Raw genomic sequence first — 18,365 nt, 5'->3', positions numbered from 1 at the left:
GGATGAGCGAGGACATCGACGGCGGCGTGGAGCCGGGCGCGCCGATCTGGGCGGCGTTCGGCGACCTGATGTCCGTGCTGCTCGGCGCTTTCATGCTGATTCTGGTGGCTGTCATCGGCGTGCAGCTGGAACTGTCGAACAAGCTCGACCAGGAGGTCAAGCAGCGTCAGCTTGAAACGCAGCGCCGCAAGACGCTCGAGCAGGCGTTGGCGGGCCCGCTCGCGGCGGGCCGCGTGACGCTGGTGAACGGGCGTATCGGCATCAGCGGCAACGTGCTGTTCGCGCTCAACTCCGACCAGTTGCAGCCGCAAGGGCGCGATCTGTTGAAGAGCCTCGCCGGGCCGTTGTCTGCGTATCTGCGCGCGAACGACGAGATCCTGATGGTGAGCGGCTTCACCGACGACCAGCGCCTGCGCGAAGGCAACCGCCGTTTCGCGGACAACTGGGAACTGTCGGCGCAGCGCGCGTTGACAGTGACCCGCGCGCTGATCGATGCGGGCGTGCCGGCGTCGTCGGTGTTCGCCGCGGCGTTCGGCTCCGGACAACCCGTGAGCTCGAATGCCGACGAGCCAGGGCGGGCACGCAATCGTCGCGTGGAAATAGCGCCGGTTCCGAGGCCGTCGGCTGCGGCAGGCAAGCCCCATGAGTAACAGCGCGAACGTGGACGCGAGGCCAGCGTCGGATGTACCGCAGGCTGGATGCACAGGTGAAAACGTGCAGACGGCCGAGAGCACGCGCACAACCGAAACCACGCACACGTCCGAGGCAAAGCACACGTCCGAGGCAAAGCACACGTCCGAGGCAAAGCACACGTCCGAGGCAAAGCACACGTCCGAGGCAAAGCACACACCCGGGCCCACGCCGACGAATCCCGCCGTGCAAACCCCGCGTGCCACCCTCGACGCGTGGCGCGAGCGCGGCGCCGACCGCCTCGATCCGCTTCGTTTCGCTTTCATCGACGCGTTGGAGCGACGCGCCGCCGCGCACACCGGCGCCGCGCGCCACGTGCTGGACGAGAAGCTTGCCGTTCTGCTCGAAACATATGCGCGCCAAGTCGGCCATGCGGCGGCCACCGCCGGTCATGCGTCGTCTGCGAATGAGCCTGCACGCGGCGCGCTTGCCGAACTCGTCGGCTACATGCAAAACGAGCCGCGGCACCATGAAGGCGACCGCGCCCCCTACCCCGAGCTTCCCGCTCTCGATTATTTCAGAGAGACGTGGGCCAAGGTCCGCACCGAGAAGCAGTTGCGGCAGTCGCTGCAGCCGGCGCCCGGCAATGCCGGTCCGCTCAATTCGAGCAGCCTCGTGCACCGGTCGCTCTCGCTGATGCGCGAGTTGTCGCCGGGCTATCTGAAACAGTTTTTGTCGTATGTCGACGCGCTGTCCTGGATGGAGCAATTGAGCGGCGGCGCCCCGGCCAGCAAGGACGCGCCGCGCGCCGGAGCGGCTGGCAAGGGCACTCGCAACAAGGCGCGCTGATGCCGGACGGCGTGTGCCGTGGCATATTGGTGGTGGTAGCCATCGAAAGGAGCCCACCATGCGAATCCAGACGTCATTTCTGTTCGATCTCGACGGCACGCTCGTCGACAGTGTTTATCAACACGTGCTGGCGTGGAAAGAAGCGCTCGACAGCGAAGGCATTCCACTGTCGGTCTGGCGGATTCACCGAAAGATCGGCATGAGCGGGGGTCTCTTCACCAATCAGCTTCTGCGTGAGACACACGGAGAGATCAGCGCCGAGCGCAGCGAGCGTCTTCGTCATGCTCACGCGGCTGCCTATCAAAGCTTGCGGGCGCAAGTATGTCCGCTGCCGGGCGCGCGCGAACTGCTCGATGCTTTGACGCAAGCGGGCACGCCTTGGGCCGTGGCGACCAGCGGGCGCATGGAAACCGCGGCGGTGAATCTCGAAGCGCTCGGCGTCGATCCGGCAAAAGCGGTCGTCGTAACGCGCGACGACGTTAAATATGCGAAGCCCGACCCGGACCTTTTCCTCGCGGCGGCCGAACGCCTTGGCGTCGAGATCGAACACTCGGTCGTAGTAGGCGACAGCATCTGGGACATGCTCGCCGCGCGGCGCTGCCGCGCACTCGGTGTCGGATTGCTGTCGGGCGGCTACGGCACAGAAGAGCTGGAGCGCGCGGGCGCGCTGCGCGTCTACGACGACCCGGCGGCACTATTGGACCATCTCGACGAAGTCGCCTCGCGGCCCTAGTTGCGAGCATGGCGCGGCCGCAATCAACGCGGCCGTGGCGGCTCGTTCGACCATCGCTCAATCGGTTGATTCAACGCGCATAGGCTGCCGCCACCACGCGTAACTTTGTACTGTTCGCGCCAAGAGCCCTGTACTATACGGTGCAACGGGGCCGGCCTTGCAACGAGCGACAGATTGACCGGCGTGTACGCACCTGGCGGCGCGCCGGTATGTTCCACAAGCGTTCCACAAGCGCATGCGGTGGCCGGCGAGCCTGTCACAGTAACGCTCTGCGGCGGCCCGACGAACCACGCTAAAAACATGAACAAGTTTATTCGACCACCGGTCTCCTATCCGACAACGGTTGTTTTCGTCGACGACAACGACAACTACCTCGACGCCCTGCGCCGCTTTTTTCCGGACGTTTCCACGAATCTGTTCTTCTCGCGTCCCCAGGCGGGACTCGCGTTCATACGTCAGCATGCGCGTGAGAACTCGCTGGAATTCGCGCCGGCTTCGGCCTGCTTGAGCGAGACAGGTTTTGAACGCTTCGTCGAAACATCGCCGCAGCGGGATGTGCTCGCGCGCGAATCGCGTTTCTCCGAAGTGGCAGCCGTCGTGGTGGACTACGACATGCCGGGTGTGAGCGGTGTCGAGTTTCTGTCGTCCATATCCAATCTGCATTGCGCGAAAATTCTGCTCACGGGCGTCGCGGACGAAACTGTCGCAGTGAAAGCATTCAACGCCGGCATTGTCGATCTCTATCTGCGCAAGACCGACGCCGATTCGGCGAACCGGCTCGTCCACTTTCTCAAAGACGCCAAGAACCGCCACTGCTCCGAAACGGGCTGGCTCGCGTTGGGCGAGAACGGCATGACGTATTGCGATCCGCGCACGCGCAAGGTGCTGGACGAAGTGGTGAAGGACAAAGGCATCGTCGAGTATTACTGGCGGCCCGAGCAGAATGCGATTCTCATGTTCGATCGCGAGGGAAGGGCGAGTGTCTTCGTCGCGTGGGCGGAGCACGACTGGATATCTCAGGGCGAGATCGTTGCAGACGAAAGCGGCCCCGCCGAGTTGCTGAAGCAGATGGCGGTGCGCGAAGTCATGCCGCTTTTCTGGCCGCATCTCGCCTACCGGTCGGGCGTCGAATTCAGGATGCTCAAGCCGCAACCCATTCCCGGTTGGGGCGACGCTTTCTATTGCTGGAGCCCGGTTGAGACGCCGGAAGTGGTCGAAGCCGGCGTCAAGCCGCTCTCGTATGCGCAGTGGCGGAGTAACCGGGCACGCTAACGCGCGCCGGCACGTCGAGCCACATGTACGCCATTCCAACCGCCTTCGTGTCGGCCATGTTCGTCGTGTTCGGCCTCTACGTGGTCATTACGCAAGGGGTTACGCGGCTATCGGCGCCGTTCCTGCTGATGTGCGCGGCGACTTTCGCATGGCAGGGCACATGGACGCTGCTGTTCCAGACCAAAGATGCGCAGATCGCCGGCTTGCTGGTTCGCGTCGGCTATCTGTTCATTCTCTTTCTGCCTACCACGTTCTATCACTTCGTGACAGAAGTCGCGGCACGGCGCCGCGAGCGGCCGCTGTTGCTTGCGTCGTATGGTTTGTGTTTCGTGCTCGCGGTATTGCTGCCAGGCAATGAAGTAGTCGCCGGTTATCGGCATTATTTCTTTGGCTACTATCCGATTGCGGGGCCGCTGCATCCGCTGCATGTCGTGCAGACGGTGCTGCTTGCCGCGCGCAGCGGCCAGCTTTTGCTTGGCGCGCGAAAGAGTGCGGGCGGGCAGGCGCGCCGGCGTCTGGATCTATGTCTCGCGGCGCTTGGCCTCTACTCGTTTGCAGCGGTCGACTATGCGGTCAACTACGGCTATCCGTTCTATCCGCCTGGCGTGTTGTTCATCGCGCTGAGTCTGGGGCTGCTTGCCATCACGATCGTGCGCTATCACCTGATTCATCCGTATGCGCTTGCGGCTACCATCGCGCACGAGATCGCCACGCCGCTTGCCACGATCGGCATGCACGCCGACGAGATCGCGAGCGTCTGGAGTCATGTGTTCAAAGGTTATCGCCTCGCCGTCACGCACGGCCTGTATGACGATGACGAACATTCAGGCCAGTCCGAGCGCATCAGCCAGCTTGCCACGGCGATCAGACGCGAAGTGTCCGGCACCAGCGCGATGGTCGAAATGGCGCTCGCTTCGTACACGCTCGACCGGCTCGACCGTAGCCGTTTCAGCGCGCATCCGGTACGGCAGTGCGTGGACTCCGCGCTCGAACGTTATCCGTTTCGCGCCGACGAACGCGAGCGCATCACGATCTTGCCGATCGATCCAATGCTGCGCTTTTCCGGCTCCGATACGGTGGTGGTCTTCGTGCTGTTCAATCTGCTGAAAAACGCGTTGCATGCGATTCATGTGAGCGGCGAAGGGCAGATTACGATTAGCGCGCTGGAGGACCAGAATTTCTGCATGCTGCAATTTCGCGACACGGGCCCAGGCATTGCGCCGGACGTTCTGCCGCACATCTTCGACGCGTTCTTCTCGACCAAGCGGCACGGCAGCGGCGCCGGCATGGGACTCGCCTTCTGCCGCCGTGCGACGGAGTTGCTGGGCGGCAGTATCGAATGCACGTCGGTGCGCGGTGCGCACACCACTTTTATCGTGCGGCTGCCGCTGCCGGGCTCGGCAGCGGACAGGGCATTGTCCAGGTCGCCGGTACGCGAAGCGCGCCGGCGTTAAGACTTCGGTTTGAGCGCTGTGGCTTATTCCGTCAGCGCCGACAACGGCAACTCATACTCCTTCACACGGTCGACGATCCCATCCGGAAAGCGCCGGATCTTCCGGTCGCGCCCGGCATACAGAATCTGCTGATAGCCTTGCGACACCTTGCGCCCATCGACGCAAAAGCGGAACAGCAAGTACGCCGAGCATTGCCTCACTTGCACCGTGTTCAAGTAGCAATCTACCCGCTGAAACGGAAAGGTCTCATGCACGTATTCCTGGTGCGCGCGCTTGGTCACGAACATGCCGTCCGACCCGAGCAGGTTGTCATGAATGCACTCGTGGAACCAACGCTCGCGGCAAACGCCTTGCCACTCGAAGTAGCGGGCGAAATACGTGTTCATGAACGCATTCGAATCTTTTAGATAGATGTCGAACGAATGCTGGAAGGTTTTCGGCGAATCCATTGCCAGCGGGCTCTCCGAAAGATGAGCATTGCCACGATTCAGAGCGTGAGGGATAGCTTCTCGCATCAACATACGATTTTCCTTTTGCAGGAACGGCTGCTTGTGGCAGCCACACATGCCTGCCAGCACGGCGGGCACATCCCATTCTCTTGGGGAAATGGCTGATATGGCTATTCGCGCGACAAGAGCCGTGCAATTCATGCGCGGCTCGCACGACGGGGCCTTGGTGAGCGGACCATCAGTCCGACGACAGTGTTGACGCAGCGATTCTTTTATTCAGTGGGTCAGCCAACAGAACAAATGGAACTGCGACGCGGAATGCGGGAATGGGTATAAGCGGGAAGGAAAGCCGCTATGCAACGCGTTTCGAGTTTAATGACCGATTGACAAACGGCCTTTATTGAAAGCGCATAAAGTCGCGCGGCAATTCGCTGTTCAGGCGGCGCGGGCGTTTGCGGACAGAAAGCGGCAGACTTCTCCATGCATCGCCTGCACGCCCGGGCTCGATTCGATAGCGCGCCAGCACCCATGCACGAGCCCTGTGCCGATCACGAGGTGTGCTTCTCCGCCGGCAGCCTGAATGCGTTCGGCGAACACACGGGCGTCGTCTCTGAGCGGATCGTGTTCAGCGCCTATCGCAAGGGTGGACGGAAGGTCGTCATAACGCGTGGCGTCGAGCGGGATGGTCCACTTGGGGTATGGCGCCGTTTCGCCCCAATACATGTCGCGAAACGCGTGGACGTCGGTGAGCGTCAGCATGGGCGCTTGCGCTTCGGTATCGCGTGCGGGCGGCTGCGGGTCGGTGCCGAGCATCGGATAAACCAGCGCGAGACCGCTTATTCCTTCGATGCCCTCGTCGCGCAATCGCATCGCGACGCTGGCAGCGAGCGTGCCGCCGGCGCTATCGCCCGCGAGTTGCAGCGTGGCGCCGGCAGGCAAATCGAATTGCAGCCGCTGTTGCAGAGCGGCGAGCGTGACCTCCATGCAGTCGTCATGCGCGGCCGGTGCGCGATGTTCGGGCGCGAGCCGGTAATCCACGGCGAGAACATCGAGGCCCGTGTCCGCGGCAAGGCGTGCCGTGATGACCTGATGACTGTCCAGCGATCCAAGCACGAAGCCGCCGCCGTGGAAATACAGCACGGTGCCCCGCGGCATTGCGCCCGCCTTTGCACGATTGCGATAAAGCCTTAGCGCAATCGAATGGCCTGCGGCGGCCGGGAATTGCGCGTCTTCGGTGACGACTTCTGCCGGCATGGGCGGAGTGAGCGCGGCCGCGTAGCGGTCGTAGATTTCGCGCTGCTCGCGCGGGGTCAACGAGGTGCTATGTCCCGGATAGATAGCGGCGGCTCGCGCGATAAATGCGGCCATCTGCGGCTCAAGCATGTTGGCTCCGGCTACGTTGCGCGGCGGCGGGCAGGCCGATCATGCGGCCCGCGTAGGTCGCGGGCGGTAACGCGGCATGGGCGTCGGCCAGTTCCCGCACGCGAGCGGCCACGTCGGCATCGAATGCGGCCGAGCGCGGCCCGCTCGTGTCGACGTGCAACAGCATCTGCTCGCCCGCCGCGACCGGTGTGCCGCCGTCGTCAGCGAACATCTCCAGGTAAAGCTGCAGCCGCTTGGTGTCGCACCCGAGCACGCGCATATCGACACGCACGCGCGTGCCTTCCTTGATCTCGTGCAGATAGTTGATATGCGCTTCGAGTGTGTAGATCGAGCGGCCACGTTCCTTGCGCACGGCGTCTGGCAAACCGATCTGGTCGATCAGTTCGTCGGTCGCGAAGCTGAAGATCAGCATGTAGAACGCGTCGCGTAAATGGCCGTTGTAATCGACCCATTCGGCGCGCACCGTGTCGCGATAGCAGGGCAGGGAAGCGGTTTGCAGCATGGTGCGGAGTCTCCTTGTCTGGTTCGGCGCCCGCCTCGCGCTCTGCGGCGTGCGCGGTGCGGCGGATCGCCAGGCTCCCGTCAATCCGCAGGCGTCAGTCCGTGCCGCGCCTTGGCTTCGCCGATTGCGGTCAGCACACTCGTGATGCAGTCGTCGCGATAACGCTCCAACTGTTTGATCGAGCGCGGGCCGACCTGCTCGGCGGTGCCGTCCACCACGCGGTCAATCAGTTCGCCGGTCAGCTTCGGGGCTATCAGTTTAGTCCACGGCAGCTCCAGCGCGGGACCGAACTGCTGCATGAAGTGGCGCATGCCCGCATCGCCGCCCGCAAGCGTGTAGGTAAGGAACGTGCCCATGAACGACCAGCGGATGCCCGCGCCGAAGCGGATGGCGTCGTCGATCTCGCCGGTGGTCGCCACCCCTTCGTTGACCAGATGCAGGGCTTCGCGCCACAACGCTTCCAGCAGCCGGTCCGCGATAAAGCCGGGCACCTCTTTGCGAACCCGCAGCGGGCGCATTGAAAGCGAGCGGTAAATGTGCAGCGCGGCGTCGATGGTTTCAGGCGCCGTGCTCTCCCCGCCGAGCACCTCGACGAGCGGCAGCAGATACACCGGATTGAACGGATGCCCGACGATGCAGCGTTCCGGATTCACAGCCCGCGCATAGAAGTCGCTCGGCAATAGCCCCGAAGTGGACGAAGCGATGATCGCGTCCGGCTTCGCGGCGCGGCTGATCTGTTCGTGCAACGCGAGCTTCAGTTCCTCGCGCTCGGGCGCGCTTTCCTGAATGAAGTCCGCGTGCGCGACACACGCTTCGATCGTATCGACGAAGCGCAGCCTCGACTGCGACGCGCCCGCGGCAAGGCCGACGCGCTCCAGCGCGGGCCACGCATTAGCGACGTTCTCGCGCAGCTGCTTTTCCGCGCCCGGTGCGGGGTCCCACGCGATCACATCGAGCCCGTGCGCGAGCGCGCGCGCCACCCAGCCGCTGCCGATCACGCCCGCGCCGATCGCGGCGAATGTTTTGATATCGACGATCACTGCCATTGCTGACGTTTCCTTGTTTGCCTATGAGTTCTTCGATGCCGTAGCGGTTCGCAAGCACATGCAGCGCCGCACGCTCAAACGTATTCCCCGGCCACGCGCCGTTCGAGTTGCCGTTCTCCGCGCGCGGGCAGGCCGAGCTTGCGTCGTCCTTCAGCGGGTGTGAGCGCACGTCCGCCCAGGCGTTCGATGATTTCCACCGCGCGCTGCACGAGCGTACCGTTCGTCGCGGGCACGCCTTTATCGAGCCAGATGTTGTCTTCGAGGCCGACTCGCACATGGCCGCCGAGCAACATGGCCTGCGCGACCATCGGCATCTGCATGCGGCCGATGCCGAAGCCCGCCCATTGCGCGCCAGGCGGGAGGTTGTCGGCCATGGCTTTCATCGTCGCGGTATCGGCGGGCGCGCCCCACGGAATGCCGAGGCAGAGTTGGAATAGCGGCGGCGCGTCGAGCAGGCCTTCCTTCAGCAATTGTTTGGCGAACCACAAATGGCCGGTGTCGAAAATTTCCAGTTCTGGCTTCACGCCGAGTTCCTGAATGCGCGCTGCTCCGGCACGCAGTTGCGCGGGCGTCGAAACGTAGATGTAGTCGCCGTCGCCGAAATTGAGCGTGCCGCAATCGAGCGTGCAGATCTCGGGCAGCAACTCTTCGACGTGCGCAAGGCGCGTCAGGCCGCCGACCAGATCCGTGTTCGCGCCGAAGCGCATCGGGTCTTCGCCGGGACCGATTTCCAGATCGCCGCCCATGCCCGCCGTCAGGTTGATGATGACGTCCGTACCCGACGAGCGAATCCGGTCGACTACCTCGCGATACAACTGCGGATCGCGGCTGCCGCGTCCGGTTTTCGGATCGCGCACATGGCAATGGGCGACGGTGGCGCCCGCTTTAGCCGCTTCGATCGCCGCCTCGGCGATCTGCTTCGGCGTGACAGGAATGGCGGGGTGCTTGCCGACTGTGTCGCCCGCGCCGGTGACCGCGCAGGTCACGATGACTTCATGGTTCATGCGTGCTGATTCCTGTAGATGAAAGTGTCACGACTCGCGCACTGACTCAAAGGCCGAGGTAGGCTTTGACCGCGGGCAAACCGTCCTTGCCGTCGTAGGTTTTTACGCCGGCGAGCCATGCGTCGAGTACTTGCGGGTTCTTCTTCAGATACGCCTTCGCGGCATCGGCGGGCTTTTGCTTGTTCATCACCGATTGCATGACCAGGTTCTCCAGTTGCGTGGAAAAGCGCAGGTTGCTCACGAGCTTGCCCGCGTTCGGGCAACGCGTCAGATAGGCGGGCGATGTCAGCGTATAAACGCGCGCTTCGCCGTCGTTCGGACCGAACACGCCCTCGCTGCCGGACAGGTATTTCATGTCGATCTGAATGTTCATCGGATGCGGTTCCCAGCCGAGAAACACCACCCATTTCTTTTCGCGGATCGCGCGGTCCACTGAAACGAGCATGCCTGCTTCGCTCGATTCAATCAGCTTGAATCCGCCGAGGCCGAACTGGTTGGTGGCGATCATTTTCTGGATGGCTGCGTTCGCGCTGCTGCCGGGTTCGATGCCGTAGATCTTGCCGTCGAGCTGATCGCGATGTTTGGCGATGTCCGCGAATGTTTTGAGGCCCGCGTCATACGCATAGGCCGGCACTGCGAAGGTCGCCTTCGCGCCGGTCAGATTGGGCGGCTGCAATACTTCGATCGACTTCGATTCGACGAACGGCGCGATGGCTTTCTCCTGCACCGGCCACCAGTAGCCGAGCGACACGTCGAGTTGCTTGCTCTTCAAGCCCGCAAACGAAATCGGCACGGAAGCGACGGTGGTGACCGGCTGATAACCGAGCCCTTCGAAAACGGTGGACGCGAGCGCGGTTGTTGACGTGATGTCAGTCCAGCCAATGTCCGCAAAACGCACGGCGCGGCAGGCGGCCGGGTCCTGCGCGAACGCAGGCAGCGCGGTAACGGCGGCGGCGAATGCGGCCGCGAGGCACGCGAGCTGGGCCAGCCGCGTTTTGATATGTAACTTCATGACGCTCCCCTATTGACGCTTATGCGCGTTTGACCGCGCGTTGTCGAACGGACCGCTTACTGGTAAGGCTGCGAAACAAGGCTGCGAAACAAGGCTTGCGAAGCAAGGCTGCAAGCACAGCCGCAAACTTACAGAATCGCCTGCCTCGATGCCCTAACGTTAATGCCCCATATTGCCGCCAAAGCGACCGTCAGCGACCCGTTCTTGCTTCCACGCGACAACAAGGGAAAACCAGCATGCGCCGACCTAGCCGCGCCATTGCAACGCAGCAATCGTCTGGGAGATTTTTGGCGCGCCTTGCCCGCCCGCGAAGCGCTTGCTACGCTCGCCCGGAACCGCGAGGCGGCTTGCGCTTGCCGCTTTCGTCTCGCGCCTTCGTCTTCGCATCTGACCGGGTCCCGCGTAAATGCCTGAAGAGATATCGTTCCTGCTGCTGCCGGGTTTTTCGGCGATCGGCTTCATGTCGGCGGTCGAGCCGTTACGCGTTGCCAATCGCTTTCGCGGTGAGCTTTACCGCTGGCGCATTCTGAGCCTCGACGGCGCACCGGTCGCGGCCAGCAACGGCATTTCGATCAACGCCGACGCCGCGATCGACGGCGTGAGCGATGCGCGGCTGTTGTTCGTCGTGGCGGGCTTCGAGCCGCTCGCTTGCTACACGCGCGAACTGGCCGTGTGGCTCAAGCGCCTGGAACGGGCCGGCGCGACGCTCGGCGGGATAGATACGGGCAGCTTTGTTCTCGCCGAAGCGGGGCTGCTCGGCGACGAGGACAACGTGACCGTGCATTGGGAGGCGCTGTCGGCGTTTCGCGAGCGCTATCCGTCGCTGAACGCCAGTCAGGAACTCTTCGAAATCGGCGCGCGGCGCATCACATGCGCGGGCGGGACGGCGTCGATCGACATGATGCTCGACCTGATCGGCCGCGAGCATGGCGCGGCGCTGGCTTCGGCGGTGTCGGAGCAGTTCGTGGTGAGTCGCATCCGTCAGCGCTCCGACCATCAACGCATGGAGATCGCCGCGCGCTACGGCGTGCACAACCGCAAGCTGATTCAGGTGATCGGCGTGATGGAGCAGCACATGGAAGAGCCGTTGACGCCCGACCGGCTCGCGCAGGAAATCGGCGTGACACGGCGGCAGCTCGAACGGCTGTTCTGCGCGTCGCTGAAGGACACGCCGACGCATTTTTATCTGCAATTACGGCTTTCTCGTGCGCGCGAGTTGCTGCAACAGACCGACATGTCCATTACGTCGATTTGCGTCGCGTGCGGCTTCGAGTCGCCGTCGCACTTCTCGCGGACGTATCGCGCCCGATTCGGCGCAAGCCCCCGCAGCGACCGCCAGGTGACAGGCGGCTTCGTGTCGCCGAAAGCGCTAATCAGCGCGCACGCCGCCGAATTATCACAAATACGACAACAGTGAATTCTTTGATCTGGGGTTTACCCTAGGTTCCTCGCCTCCTAAACTGTGTCTATCTGCTGAAGACGAACCGCCTTCAGCACAGCACAAAACAATCTCTGGAGGTAGTAATCATGAAATCCCTGATCGAAGCTGCTGTTATCGCCGCTCTCATTTCTGCACCGCTCGCCGCTTTCGCGCAATCGAACCAGCCGGTTACCCGCGCTCAGGTCCGCGCTGAACTGATCCAGCTGGAGAAGGCGGGCTATAACCCGGCAACGTCGAACGACTACGATTACCCGGCCAACATCCAGGCTGCCGAAGCGCGCGTCGCTGCGCAAAACGGTGCGGCTCAAACGAGCGGCTACGGTTCGGCAACGAACGGCTCGTCGCAAGCCGGCAACCGCGCTGAAGTGACGTCGAGCTCGTATTCGGCTCCGGTGTACGTCGGACAGTAACGGAATTGCGGCGCGGCGCCTTTCGCCGCGCGAAAAAAAACGGCACGCTTTTGCGTGCCGTTTTTGCGTTCAGATGCCACCCACGCACATGTACTTGATGACCACGTAGTCGTCGATGCCATAGTGCGAGCCTTCGCGCCCCAAGCCCGATTGCTTGACGCCGCCGAATGGCGCGACTTCGTTCGAGATCAGTCCTGTGTTGATGCCCACCATGCCGTACTCGAGCGCTTCGGCGACGCGCCAGACGCGCCCGATGTCGCGGCTGTAGAAGTACGACGCGAGACCGAACTCGGTGTCGTTCGCAAGTGCGATCACTTCCTCGTCCGATGAAAACCGGAACAGCGGCGCAAGCGGACCGAAGGTTTCGTCGCGCGCCACTTTCATGTCGGGCGTGACATCCGCGAGTATGGTCGGCTCGAAGAAGCCGTGACCGAGCGCATGACGCTTGCCGCCCGTCACGACGCGCGCGCCTTTGGCGAGCGCGTCTTCGATATGCGACTCCACCTTGAGCACCGCCGCTTCATTGATGAGCGGCCCCTGCGTGACACCTGCCTCGGTGCCGCGGCCCACCGCCAATTGCTCGACGGCGGCGCGCAGCTTCTCTGCAAACGCGTCGTATACCTTGTCATGCACGTAGAAGCGGTTCGTGCAAACGCAGGTCTGGCCGCTATTTCGATATTTCGATGCAATCGCGCCAGCCACGGCGGCGTCGAGATCGGCGTCGTCGAAAACGATGAACGGTGCGTTGCCGCCCAGTTCGAGCGACACCTTTTTTACGGTCGGCGCGCACTGCGCCATCAGCAGACGGCCAACGGGCGTCGAGCCGGTGAACGACAGCTTGCGCACGATCGGATTGCCGGTCATTTCCGCGCCGATCGCTTTCGGCTCGCCCGTCACCACATTGAACACGCCGCGCGGCACGCCCGCGCGTTCGGCCAGCACGGCGAGCGCGAGCGCGGAAAGCGGCGTCGCTTCAGCCGGCTTGACGATGATCGGACAGCCCGCCGCAAGCGCCGGACCGACTTTGCGCGTGATCATGGCGGCCGGAAAATTCCACGGCGTGATCGCCGCGCAAACACCAACGGGCTCCTTCGTCACGACAATGCGCTTGTCGCTTGCCGGCGTGGGAATGGTGTCGCCGTTCACGCGCTTGCCTTCTTCCGCGAACCATTCGAGGAACGAGGCCGCGTACTGGATTTCGCCCTTCGCCTCGGCAAGCGGCTTGCCTTGTTCGGTGGTGAGAATGAGCGCGAGGTCGTCGGCGTTCTCGAGCATCAGGTCATGCCACTTGCGCAAAATCACCGCGCGTTGCTTGGCGGTGGCCGCGCGCCATGCGGGCCATGCTGCGTTGGCGGCGTCGATGGCGCGGCGCGTTTCCGCGGTGCCCATGCGCGGCACCGTTGCGACGACTTCGCCGGTCGCGGGATTCGCGACTTCGAAGGTAGAACCGTCGTCGGCGCCTTGCCATTCGCCCGCGAGATAGGCGTGGGTCTTCAGCAGAGTCGGGTCTTTCAGAGTCAGCGTGGTCATCAGGCGTTTCCTCAAGCTGCGACAGCAACGCTGTCCTTGATGACGTCTTCGAGAATCGCAAGCGCCTCTTCGAAGACCGTGTCCTCGATCGTCAACGGGAACAGGAAGCGCACCACGTTCGAATAGACGCCGCACACGAGCAGCAGCAAGCCGCGTTCGAGTGCGCGTGCCTGCACGCGTTTCGTGAATTCCGCGTCGGGTTCCGTGCTGCCAGGCTTGCAGAACTCGACGGCCACCATACCGCCGGGGCCGCGCACGTCGGCAATTTGCGGCGCGTCCTTTTGCAGTTCGATCAGCTTTGCCTTGACGCGGTCGCCGAGGATCGTGGCGCGCTCGCACAGCTTCTCTTCGTCGATGATGTCGAGTACCGCAAGCGCGGCGGCCACCGCCAGCGGATTGCCCGCATATGTGCCGCCGAGCCCGCCGGGCGCCGCCGCATCCATCACGTCGGCGCGGCCGATCACGCCCGACAGCGGCATGCCGCCCGCGAGGCTCTTGGCAACCGTCATCAGATCGGGCACCACGTCGTAGTGATGCATGGCGAACAGCTTGCCGGTGCGCGCAAAGCCGGTTTGCACTTCATCGGCAATCAGCAGAATGCCGTGCTCGTTGCACAGCTTGCGCAGCGCACGCACGAATTCGGCCGGCGCGGGATAGAACCCGCCTTCACCCTGAACCGGTTCGAAGATGATTGCGGCGACCCGCTTCGGATCGACGTCGGCCTTGAACAGGAATTCGATGGCCTTCAGCGAATCGGCCGTGCTCACGCCATGCAGGGGATTTGGGAACGGAGCGTGGAACACGTCGGACGGGAACGGACCGAAGCCCGCCTTGTACGGCGCGACCTTGCCCGTCAGCGCCATGCCCATCAGCGTGCGGCCATGAAAGCCGCCGGTGAAGGCGATCACGCCCGGACGGCCGGTCGCGGCGCGCGCGATCTTGATCGCGTTTTCGACGGCTTCCGCGCCGGTCGTGAAAAACGCGGTCTTCTTCGGGTGATCGCCGGGCGCGCGCTCGTTGAGCTTTTCGGCGAGTTCGACATACGACGCGTATGGCACGATCTGATACGCCGTGTGCGTGAAACGGTCCAGCTGGTCGCGAATGGCGGCTACGATCTTTGGATGACGATGGCCCGTGTTGCACACCGCGATTCCCGCTGCGAAGTCAATGAAGCGGCGGCCCTCCACATCCCACAGCTCCGCGTTTTCGGCACGCTCTGCATAGAAATCGCACATCACGCCGACGCCGCGCGGCGTGGCTGCGTCCTTACGGCTCTTCAATTCTGCGTTCTTCAGGTTCATCGCGTGGCTCCTCGGTGTCGGCGGACGCCGCGCGTCGCGCGGCACATGCAACGACTATAGTGAGATTTGGCTCTTAGCTTCAGAGCCATTTAAATGAAAACGTAGGAGCCAATTGTGGCGGGGGCCGAGGAGGAAGAGGCGCCGCACGCGTGAACACGCCAGGCGAACTTCTGAATTGGGACTTCGCAGTTCGCAGTTGCCGAGCGGCAATTCGCCAACGCAAGGCAGGCGCAGCCGCACGCGCATCAAATCCGGATCAGCACCGCACCCAGCGTGACCAGTGCACATGCAACGACCCGCCGCGCAGTGAGCTTTTCCCGCATGAAAAGCCAGCCGATCAGCACCGCGAAGATCGAGCTCAACTCGCGCAGCGCGGAGACCATCGCGATGGGCAGATAACGGTATGCCTCGATGATCAGGCAATACGCGACGAGCGCGAGCGCGCCGGAGGCCATGCCTTTGAGCACCACCGAGCGGCCGATGAACAGCCCCTTCGCGCCGCCGCGCCAATGCCACGCGAGCAGAAACTGCGGCACGTTCCAGATCAGATAGACCCACATGATGTAGCTCAGGCCATTGCCCGCGACGCGCGCGCCGATTCCGTCGACAACCGAATATGTCGCGATAAAAAAGCCGGTCAGGAGCGCGAACGGCACACTTTCGCCGGAGAAGCGCATGCCGCGGCGAAACGCCAGCGAGACGATCCCGACCGACACCAGCGCGACGCCGATCGCGGCGAGCGGCTTGAGCGATTCATGAGCGAACACGAGCGCGCCGACGAACACCAGCATCGGCGAAAGACCGCGCGCAATGGGATAGATCTGCCCGAAGTCGCCGCTTCGATAAGCGCGGATCAGCGCCAGCAGATAGCCGAACTCCAGCACCACCGACGCGAAGATATACGGCCACGCGGCAGGCGCGGGCATCGGCAGGACCATCACACCGACCGCGCTCACGGCGATATAGGGAATCGCCATCATGCCGAGCAGCCAGACGCGGTCTTCGGACAAATGCAGGAAGGCGTTCCACGTGGCGTGCAACAGCGCCGACAGCAGGACCAGCAAGACGACAAGGGTTTCCATCGAAGGCGAGGGCAGGCTAGGTTGGCTGGCCTGACTGCCGGCCGCAAGCCCGTGATTATTCCAGCACGAGACGTAAATGGATGAGTGGACGACTAAAGTACAGGGGCTTTATGGGGCGAAAGGAGGCGATTTGTGGCGCGCCGGATGGTGTCATGATGACGTCCATATGACTTATATATGACGCCGGTATGTCAGTGTTCAGCCGCTGCGCAGCCGTCATGCATGCCGGCCTGCGGCCAGGCTATATTGCTTCATTCGCCGTGCCGTCCCCGACATCCAGCACTCCTCGCGACGCCCCCATGCAGCCTTTGAGCTTCCTTCCCGACAGCTTTGCCGAGTACGAAGATCTCAGGGCGATCCTCGATCAGGGCAGCGCAAGCTTTGCGATCCGCACGCTCTGCGAGACGACGGTGCGCGGCCGGCGTTTCGGCGTGCATACCGCGAGCATCGGTTCGACGGATCCGCAAGCGCCGGCCATCGGCTTCTTCGGCGGCATTCATGGACTCGAGCGAATCGGCTCGCAACTCGTGCTCGACTACATGCGCGCGCTGCTTGCGCGGCTCGAATGGGACGAACTGCTGGTCCGGCAACTGCAGTCGATTCGCCTTATCTTCGTGCCGATAGTCAATCCTGGTGGCATGTGGGCGGCCACCCGAGCCAATCCGAACGGCGTCGACCTGATGCGCAACGCGCCGCAAAACGCGGACGAGCGCGTGCCGCTGCTGGCGGGCGGCCAGCGCGTCGGCGCGTGGCTGCCGTGGTATCGCGGACGCCTCGGCGCTCCGATGGAAGCCGAGGCCGCCGCGCTGCTGCAGGTAGTTGAAACGGAACTGGCCGCGCGGCCCTTGAGCATCGCGCTCGATTGCCATTCGGGTTACGGCTGGAACGACAGCATCTGGTTTCCGTACGCGCGCACGCGCAAGCTGATGCCGCATCTGCCGGAAATGTACGTGCTGAAAACCATGTTCGAGCGTTCGCATCCGCATCATGGGTATACGTTCGAGCCGCAGAGCCATCAGTATCTGCTGCATGGCGATCTGTGGGACTACGCGTACGACCGCGCGCCCGCACCCAACGTCTTTCTGCCGATGACGCTCGAACTCGGTTCGTGGCTATGGATCAAGAAGAACCCACGGCAATTGTTCTCGCGTCAAGGGATGTTCAATCCGGTGAAGGCGCATCGCACGGCGCGCGTGTTGCGGCGGCACGCGAACCTGCTCGATTTTCTGGCTCGCGCCGTTTTTTCGGCGCAGCGCTGGTTGCCTCAAGGCAATCGCCGCGAGCAATTGCTGCAAAGCGCGATCGATCACTGGTACAGGCCGGATAGCGCATGAGCACGTGGATTCTGCTGCGCGGACTGACACGCGAGACACGTCACTGGGGCCGTTTGCCTGATGTGTTACGGGAAGCCACGGGCGCTTCGGGCGTGAGCTTGATCGACTTGCCGGGCAACGGCGAATTCGCGCATCTGCGTGCGCCCGCGACGGTCGCTGACATGGTCGACTTCGTACGCATTGCTGCTGTGCAAGGAGGCGCGGCCGGCTTAGGCGCGGCCGGTATAGGCGTGGCGCGCACCGGCCCAACCGACATAATCTCGCCCGGCCCATTCAACGTGCTGGCGATGTCGCTCGGCGGCATGGTCGCGACCTCCTGGGCGCAACAGTACCCCGCCGAAATCGGGCGGCTTGTGTTGATCAACACGAGCATGCGTCCGTTCAGCCGCGTGCATGAGCGGCTGCGTCCGTCCGCATGGCCGGGTCTTTTGACAATCGCCATGCATTGGAGCGACGCCGTGCGCGCCGAGAGCGGCATTCATCGATTGACGTGCAACAACGTCGATACCCTTGAAGCCGATCTTCAATCATGGAGCATGATTCGACGCAGCGCGCCGGTGAGCCGCGGCAATGCGTTGCGCCAGTTATGGGCGGCGGCGCGCTTTACCGCAGGCGCAGCGAAACCGGCTTGTCCGCTGCTGATTCTCTCTTCGCATGACGACCGGCTCGTCGATCCGGTTTGTTCCACGAAGCTAGCCGCAGCGTGGGGCGCGCATCATCGCGAGCATGCATGGGCGGGCCACGATCTGCCGCACGACGATCCCGCGTGGGTCGGCGGACAGGTGAGCGCATGGCTTGCGCACGAAGCAGTCGAAACGGAACGCATGCGGTAAATGGCGATTGCGCGCTTGCAGCATACGGCCGGGCAGCGGGTATAACCTAAGTCGCCGCGGCGGTCGCATTGCGGCGTGCAGGCGCATAATCCTCCTTCAG

The 18,365-nt window shown here is 63.2% G+C and carries 18 protein-coding genes; 9 read left to right on the top strand and 9 right to left on the bottom strand.

The window, feature by feature from the left end; genetic code table 11:
* The first annotated feature begins 2 nt into the window (after positions 1-2).
* The 5 genes from JMY24_RS11570 to JMY24_RS11550 all read left to right on the top strand — a co-directional run bounded on the left by JMY24_RS11570 (position 3) and on the right by JMY24_RS11550 (position 4,938).
* Entirely contained in the window at positions 3-650 is a 648-nt protein-coding gene (locus JMY24_RS11570; RefSeq protein ID WP_128586604.1) for an OmpA family protein, read from the top strand.
* A 226-nt stretch (positions 651-876) separates the two neighbouring features.
* The gene (locus JMY24_RS11565) at positions 877-1,479 is read left to right on the top strand and encodes a DUF2894 domain-containing protein (RefSeq protein WP_201702171.1); all 603 of its coding nucleotides are present in this window, start codon (positions 877-879) and stop codon (positions 1,477-1,479) included.
* Positions 1,480-1,537: 58 nt separating this feature from the next.
* Complete coding sequence (locus JMY24_RS11560; RefSeq protein WP_128586593.1) at positions 1,538-2,212, top strand: HAD family hydrolase; 675 nt, start codon at positions 1,538-1,540, stop codon at positions 2,210-2,212.
* Between the two features lie 300 nt (positions 2,213-2,512).
* Positions 2,513-3,484 (top strand): response regulator, encoded by a 972-nt coding sequence (locus tag JMY24_RS11555; RefSeq protein WP_128596446.1) that lies wholly within the window; start codon positions 2,513-2,515, stop codon positions 3,482-3,484.
* A 23-nt stretch (positions 3,485-3,507) separates the two neighbouring features.
* Positions 3,508-4,938, top strand: a complete 1,431-nt coding sequence (locus JMY24_RS11550) for a sensor histidine kinase (RefSeq protein ID WP_128596447.1) — start codon at positions 3,508-3,510, stop codon at positions 4,936-4,938.
* Between the two features lie 23 nt (positions 4,939-4,961).
* Here JMY24_RS11550 and JMY24_RS11545 read toward each other — a convergent pair whose 3' ends face one another.
* The 6 genes from JMY24_RS11545 to JMY24_RS11520 form a co-directional block, all read right to left on the bottom strand.
* Positions 4,962-5,459, bottom strand: coding sequence for an acyl-CoA thioesterase (locus JMY24_RS11545; RefSeq protein ID WP_128586595.1), 498 nt, complete (start codon positions 5,457-5,459; stop codon positions 4,962-4,964).
* Positions 5,460-5,822: 363 nt separating this feature from the next.
* Positions 5,823-6,770, bottom strand: coding sequence for an alpha/beta hydrolase (locus JMY24_RS11540; protein WP_128596448.1), 948 nt, complete (start codon positions 6,768-6,770; stop codon positions 5,823-5,825).
* Complete coding sequence (locus tag JMY24_RS11535) at positions 6,763-7,272, bottom strand: thioesterase family protein (protein WP_201702075.1); 510 nt, start codon at positions 7,270-7,272, stop codon at positions 6,763-6,765. Before JMY24_RS11535 ends, JMY24_RS11540 begins: the two co-directional genes overlap by 8 nt.
* Before the next feature lie 80 nt (positions 7,273-7,352).
* The gene (locus tag JMY24_RS11530) at positions 7,353-8,318 is read right to left on the bottom strand and encodes an L-carnitine dehydrogenase (protein WP_201702073.1); all 966 of its coding nucleotides are present in this window, start codon (positions 8,316-8,318) and stop codon (positions 7,353-7,355) included.
* A gap of 74 nt (positions 8,319-8,392) precedes the next feature.
* Positions 8,393-9,322, bottom strand: a complete 930-nt coding sequence (locus JMY24_RS11525) for a beta-keto acid cleavage family enzyme (protein WP_128596451.1) — start codon at positions 9,320-9,322, stop codon at positions 8,393-8,395.
* A gap of 46 nt (positions 9,323-9,368) precedes the next feature.
* Entirely contained in the window at positions 9,369-10,334 is a 966-nt protein-coding gene (locus JMY24_RS11520; protein WP_128586599.1) for a choline ABC transporter substrate-binding protein, read from the bottom strand.
* Between the two features lie 406 nt (positions 10,335-10,740).
* On the opposite strand from JMY24_RS11520, the gene JMY24_RS11515 reads away from it, so the two are divergent.
* Positions 10,741-11,751 (top strand): GlxA family transcriptional regulator, encoded by a 1,011-nt coding sequence (locus JMY24_RS11515; RefSeq protein WP_201702071.1) that lies wholly within the window; start codon positions 10,741-10,743, stop codon positions 11,749-11,751.
* A gap of 110 nt (positions 11,752-11,861) precedes the next feature.
* Positions 11,862-12,185, top strand: a complete 324-nt coding sequence (locus JMY24_RS11510) for a DUF4148 domain-containing protein (protein ID WP_128596452.1) — start codon at positions 11,862-11,864, stop codon at positions 12,183-12,185.
* A gap of 69 nt (positions 12,186-12,254) precedes the next feature.
* On the opposite strand, the gene gabD is transcribed toward JMY24_RS11510, so the two are convergent.
* From gabD to JMY24_RS11495, 3 genes are all read right to left on the bottom strand, one after another.
* Positions 12,255-13,715 (bottom strand): NADP-dependent succinate-semialdehyde dehydrogenase, encoded by a 1,461-nt coding sequence (gene gabD / locus JMY24_RS11505; protein WP_201702069.1) that lies wholly within the window; start codon positions 13,713-13,715, stop codon positions 12,255-12,257.
* Between the two features lie 11 nt (positions 13,716-13,726).
* Complete coding sequence (locus JMY24_RS11500) at positions 13,727-15,016, bottom strand: 4-aminobutyrate--2-oxoglutarate transaminase (RefSeq protein WP_201702067.1); 1,290 nt, start codon at positions 15,014-15,016, stop codon at positions 13,727-13,729.
* A 245-nt stretch (positions 15,017-15,261) separates the two neighbouring features.
* A complete protein-coding gene (locus tag JMY24_RS11495; RefSeq protein WP_128596455.1) occupies positions 15,262-16,098 on the bottom strand; it encodes a DMT family transporter in 837 nt (278 codons plus the stop codon).
* A gap of 299 nt (positions 16,099-16,397) precedes the next feature.
* Here JMY24_RS11495 and JMY24_RS11490 point away from each other — a divergent pair, with 299 nt between their 5' ends.
* Together JMY24_RS11490 and JMY24_RS11485 are read left to right on the top strand one after the other, a co-directional pair.
* Positions 16,398-17,432 carry a M14 family zinc carboxypeptidase gene (locus tag JMY24_RS11490; RefSeq protein ID WP_201702065.1) on the top strand — a complete coding sequence of 345 codons (1,035 nt, stop codon included), beginning with the start codon at positions 16,398-16,400 and terminating at the stop codon, positions 17,430-17,432.
* Positions 17,429-18,265, top strand: a complete 837-nt coding sequence (locus JMY24_RS11485) for an alpha/beta fold hydrolase (RefSeq protein ID WP_128596457.1) — start codon at positions 17,429-17,431, stop codon at positions 18,263-18,265. The genes JMY24_RS11490 and JMY24_RS11485 overlap by 4 nt, the downstream gene beginning before the upstream one ends.
* The last annotated feature ends 100 nt before the right edge of the window (positions 18,266-18,365 follow it).

The organism is Paraburkholderia kirstenboschensis (assembly GCF_904848585.1).
In the GTDB taxonomy this organism is placed as follows: Bacteria; Pseudomonadota; Gammaproteobacteria; order Burkholderiales; family Burkholderiaceae; genus Paraburkholderia; species Paraburkholderia kirstenboschensis.
Note: the sequence above shows the minus strand (reverse complement) of the source record. Positions and strands in the feature narration are given on the sequence as shown.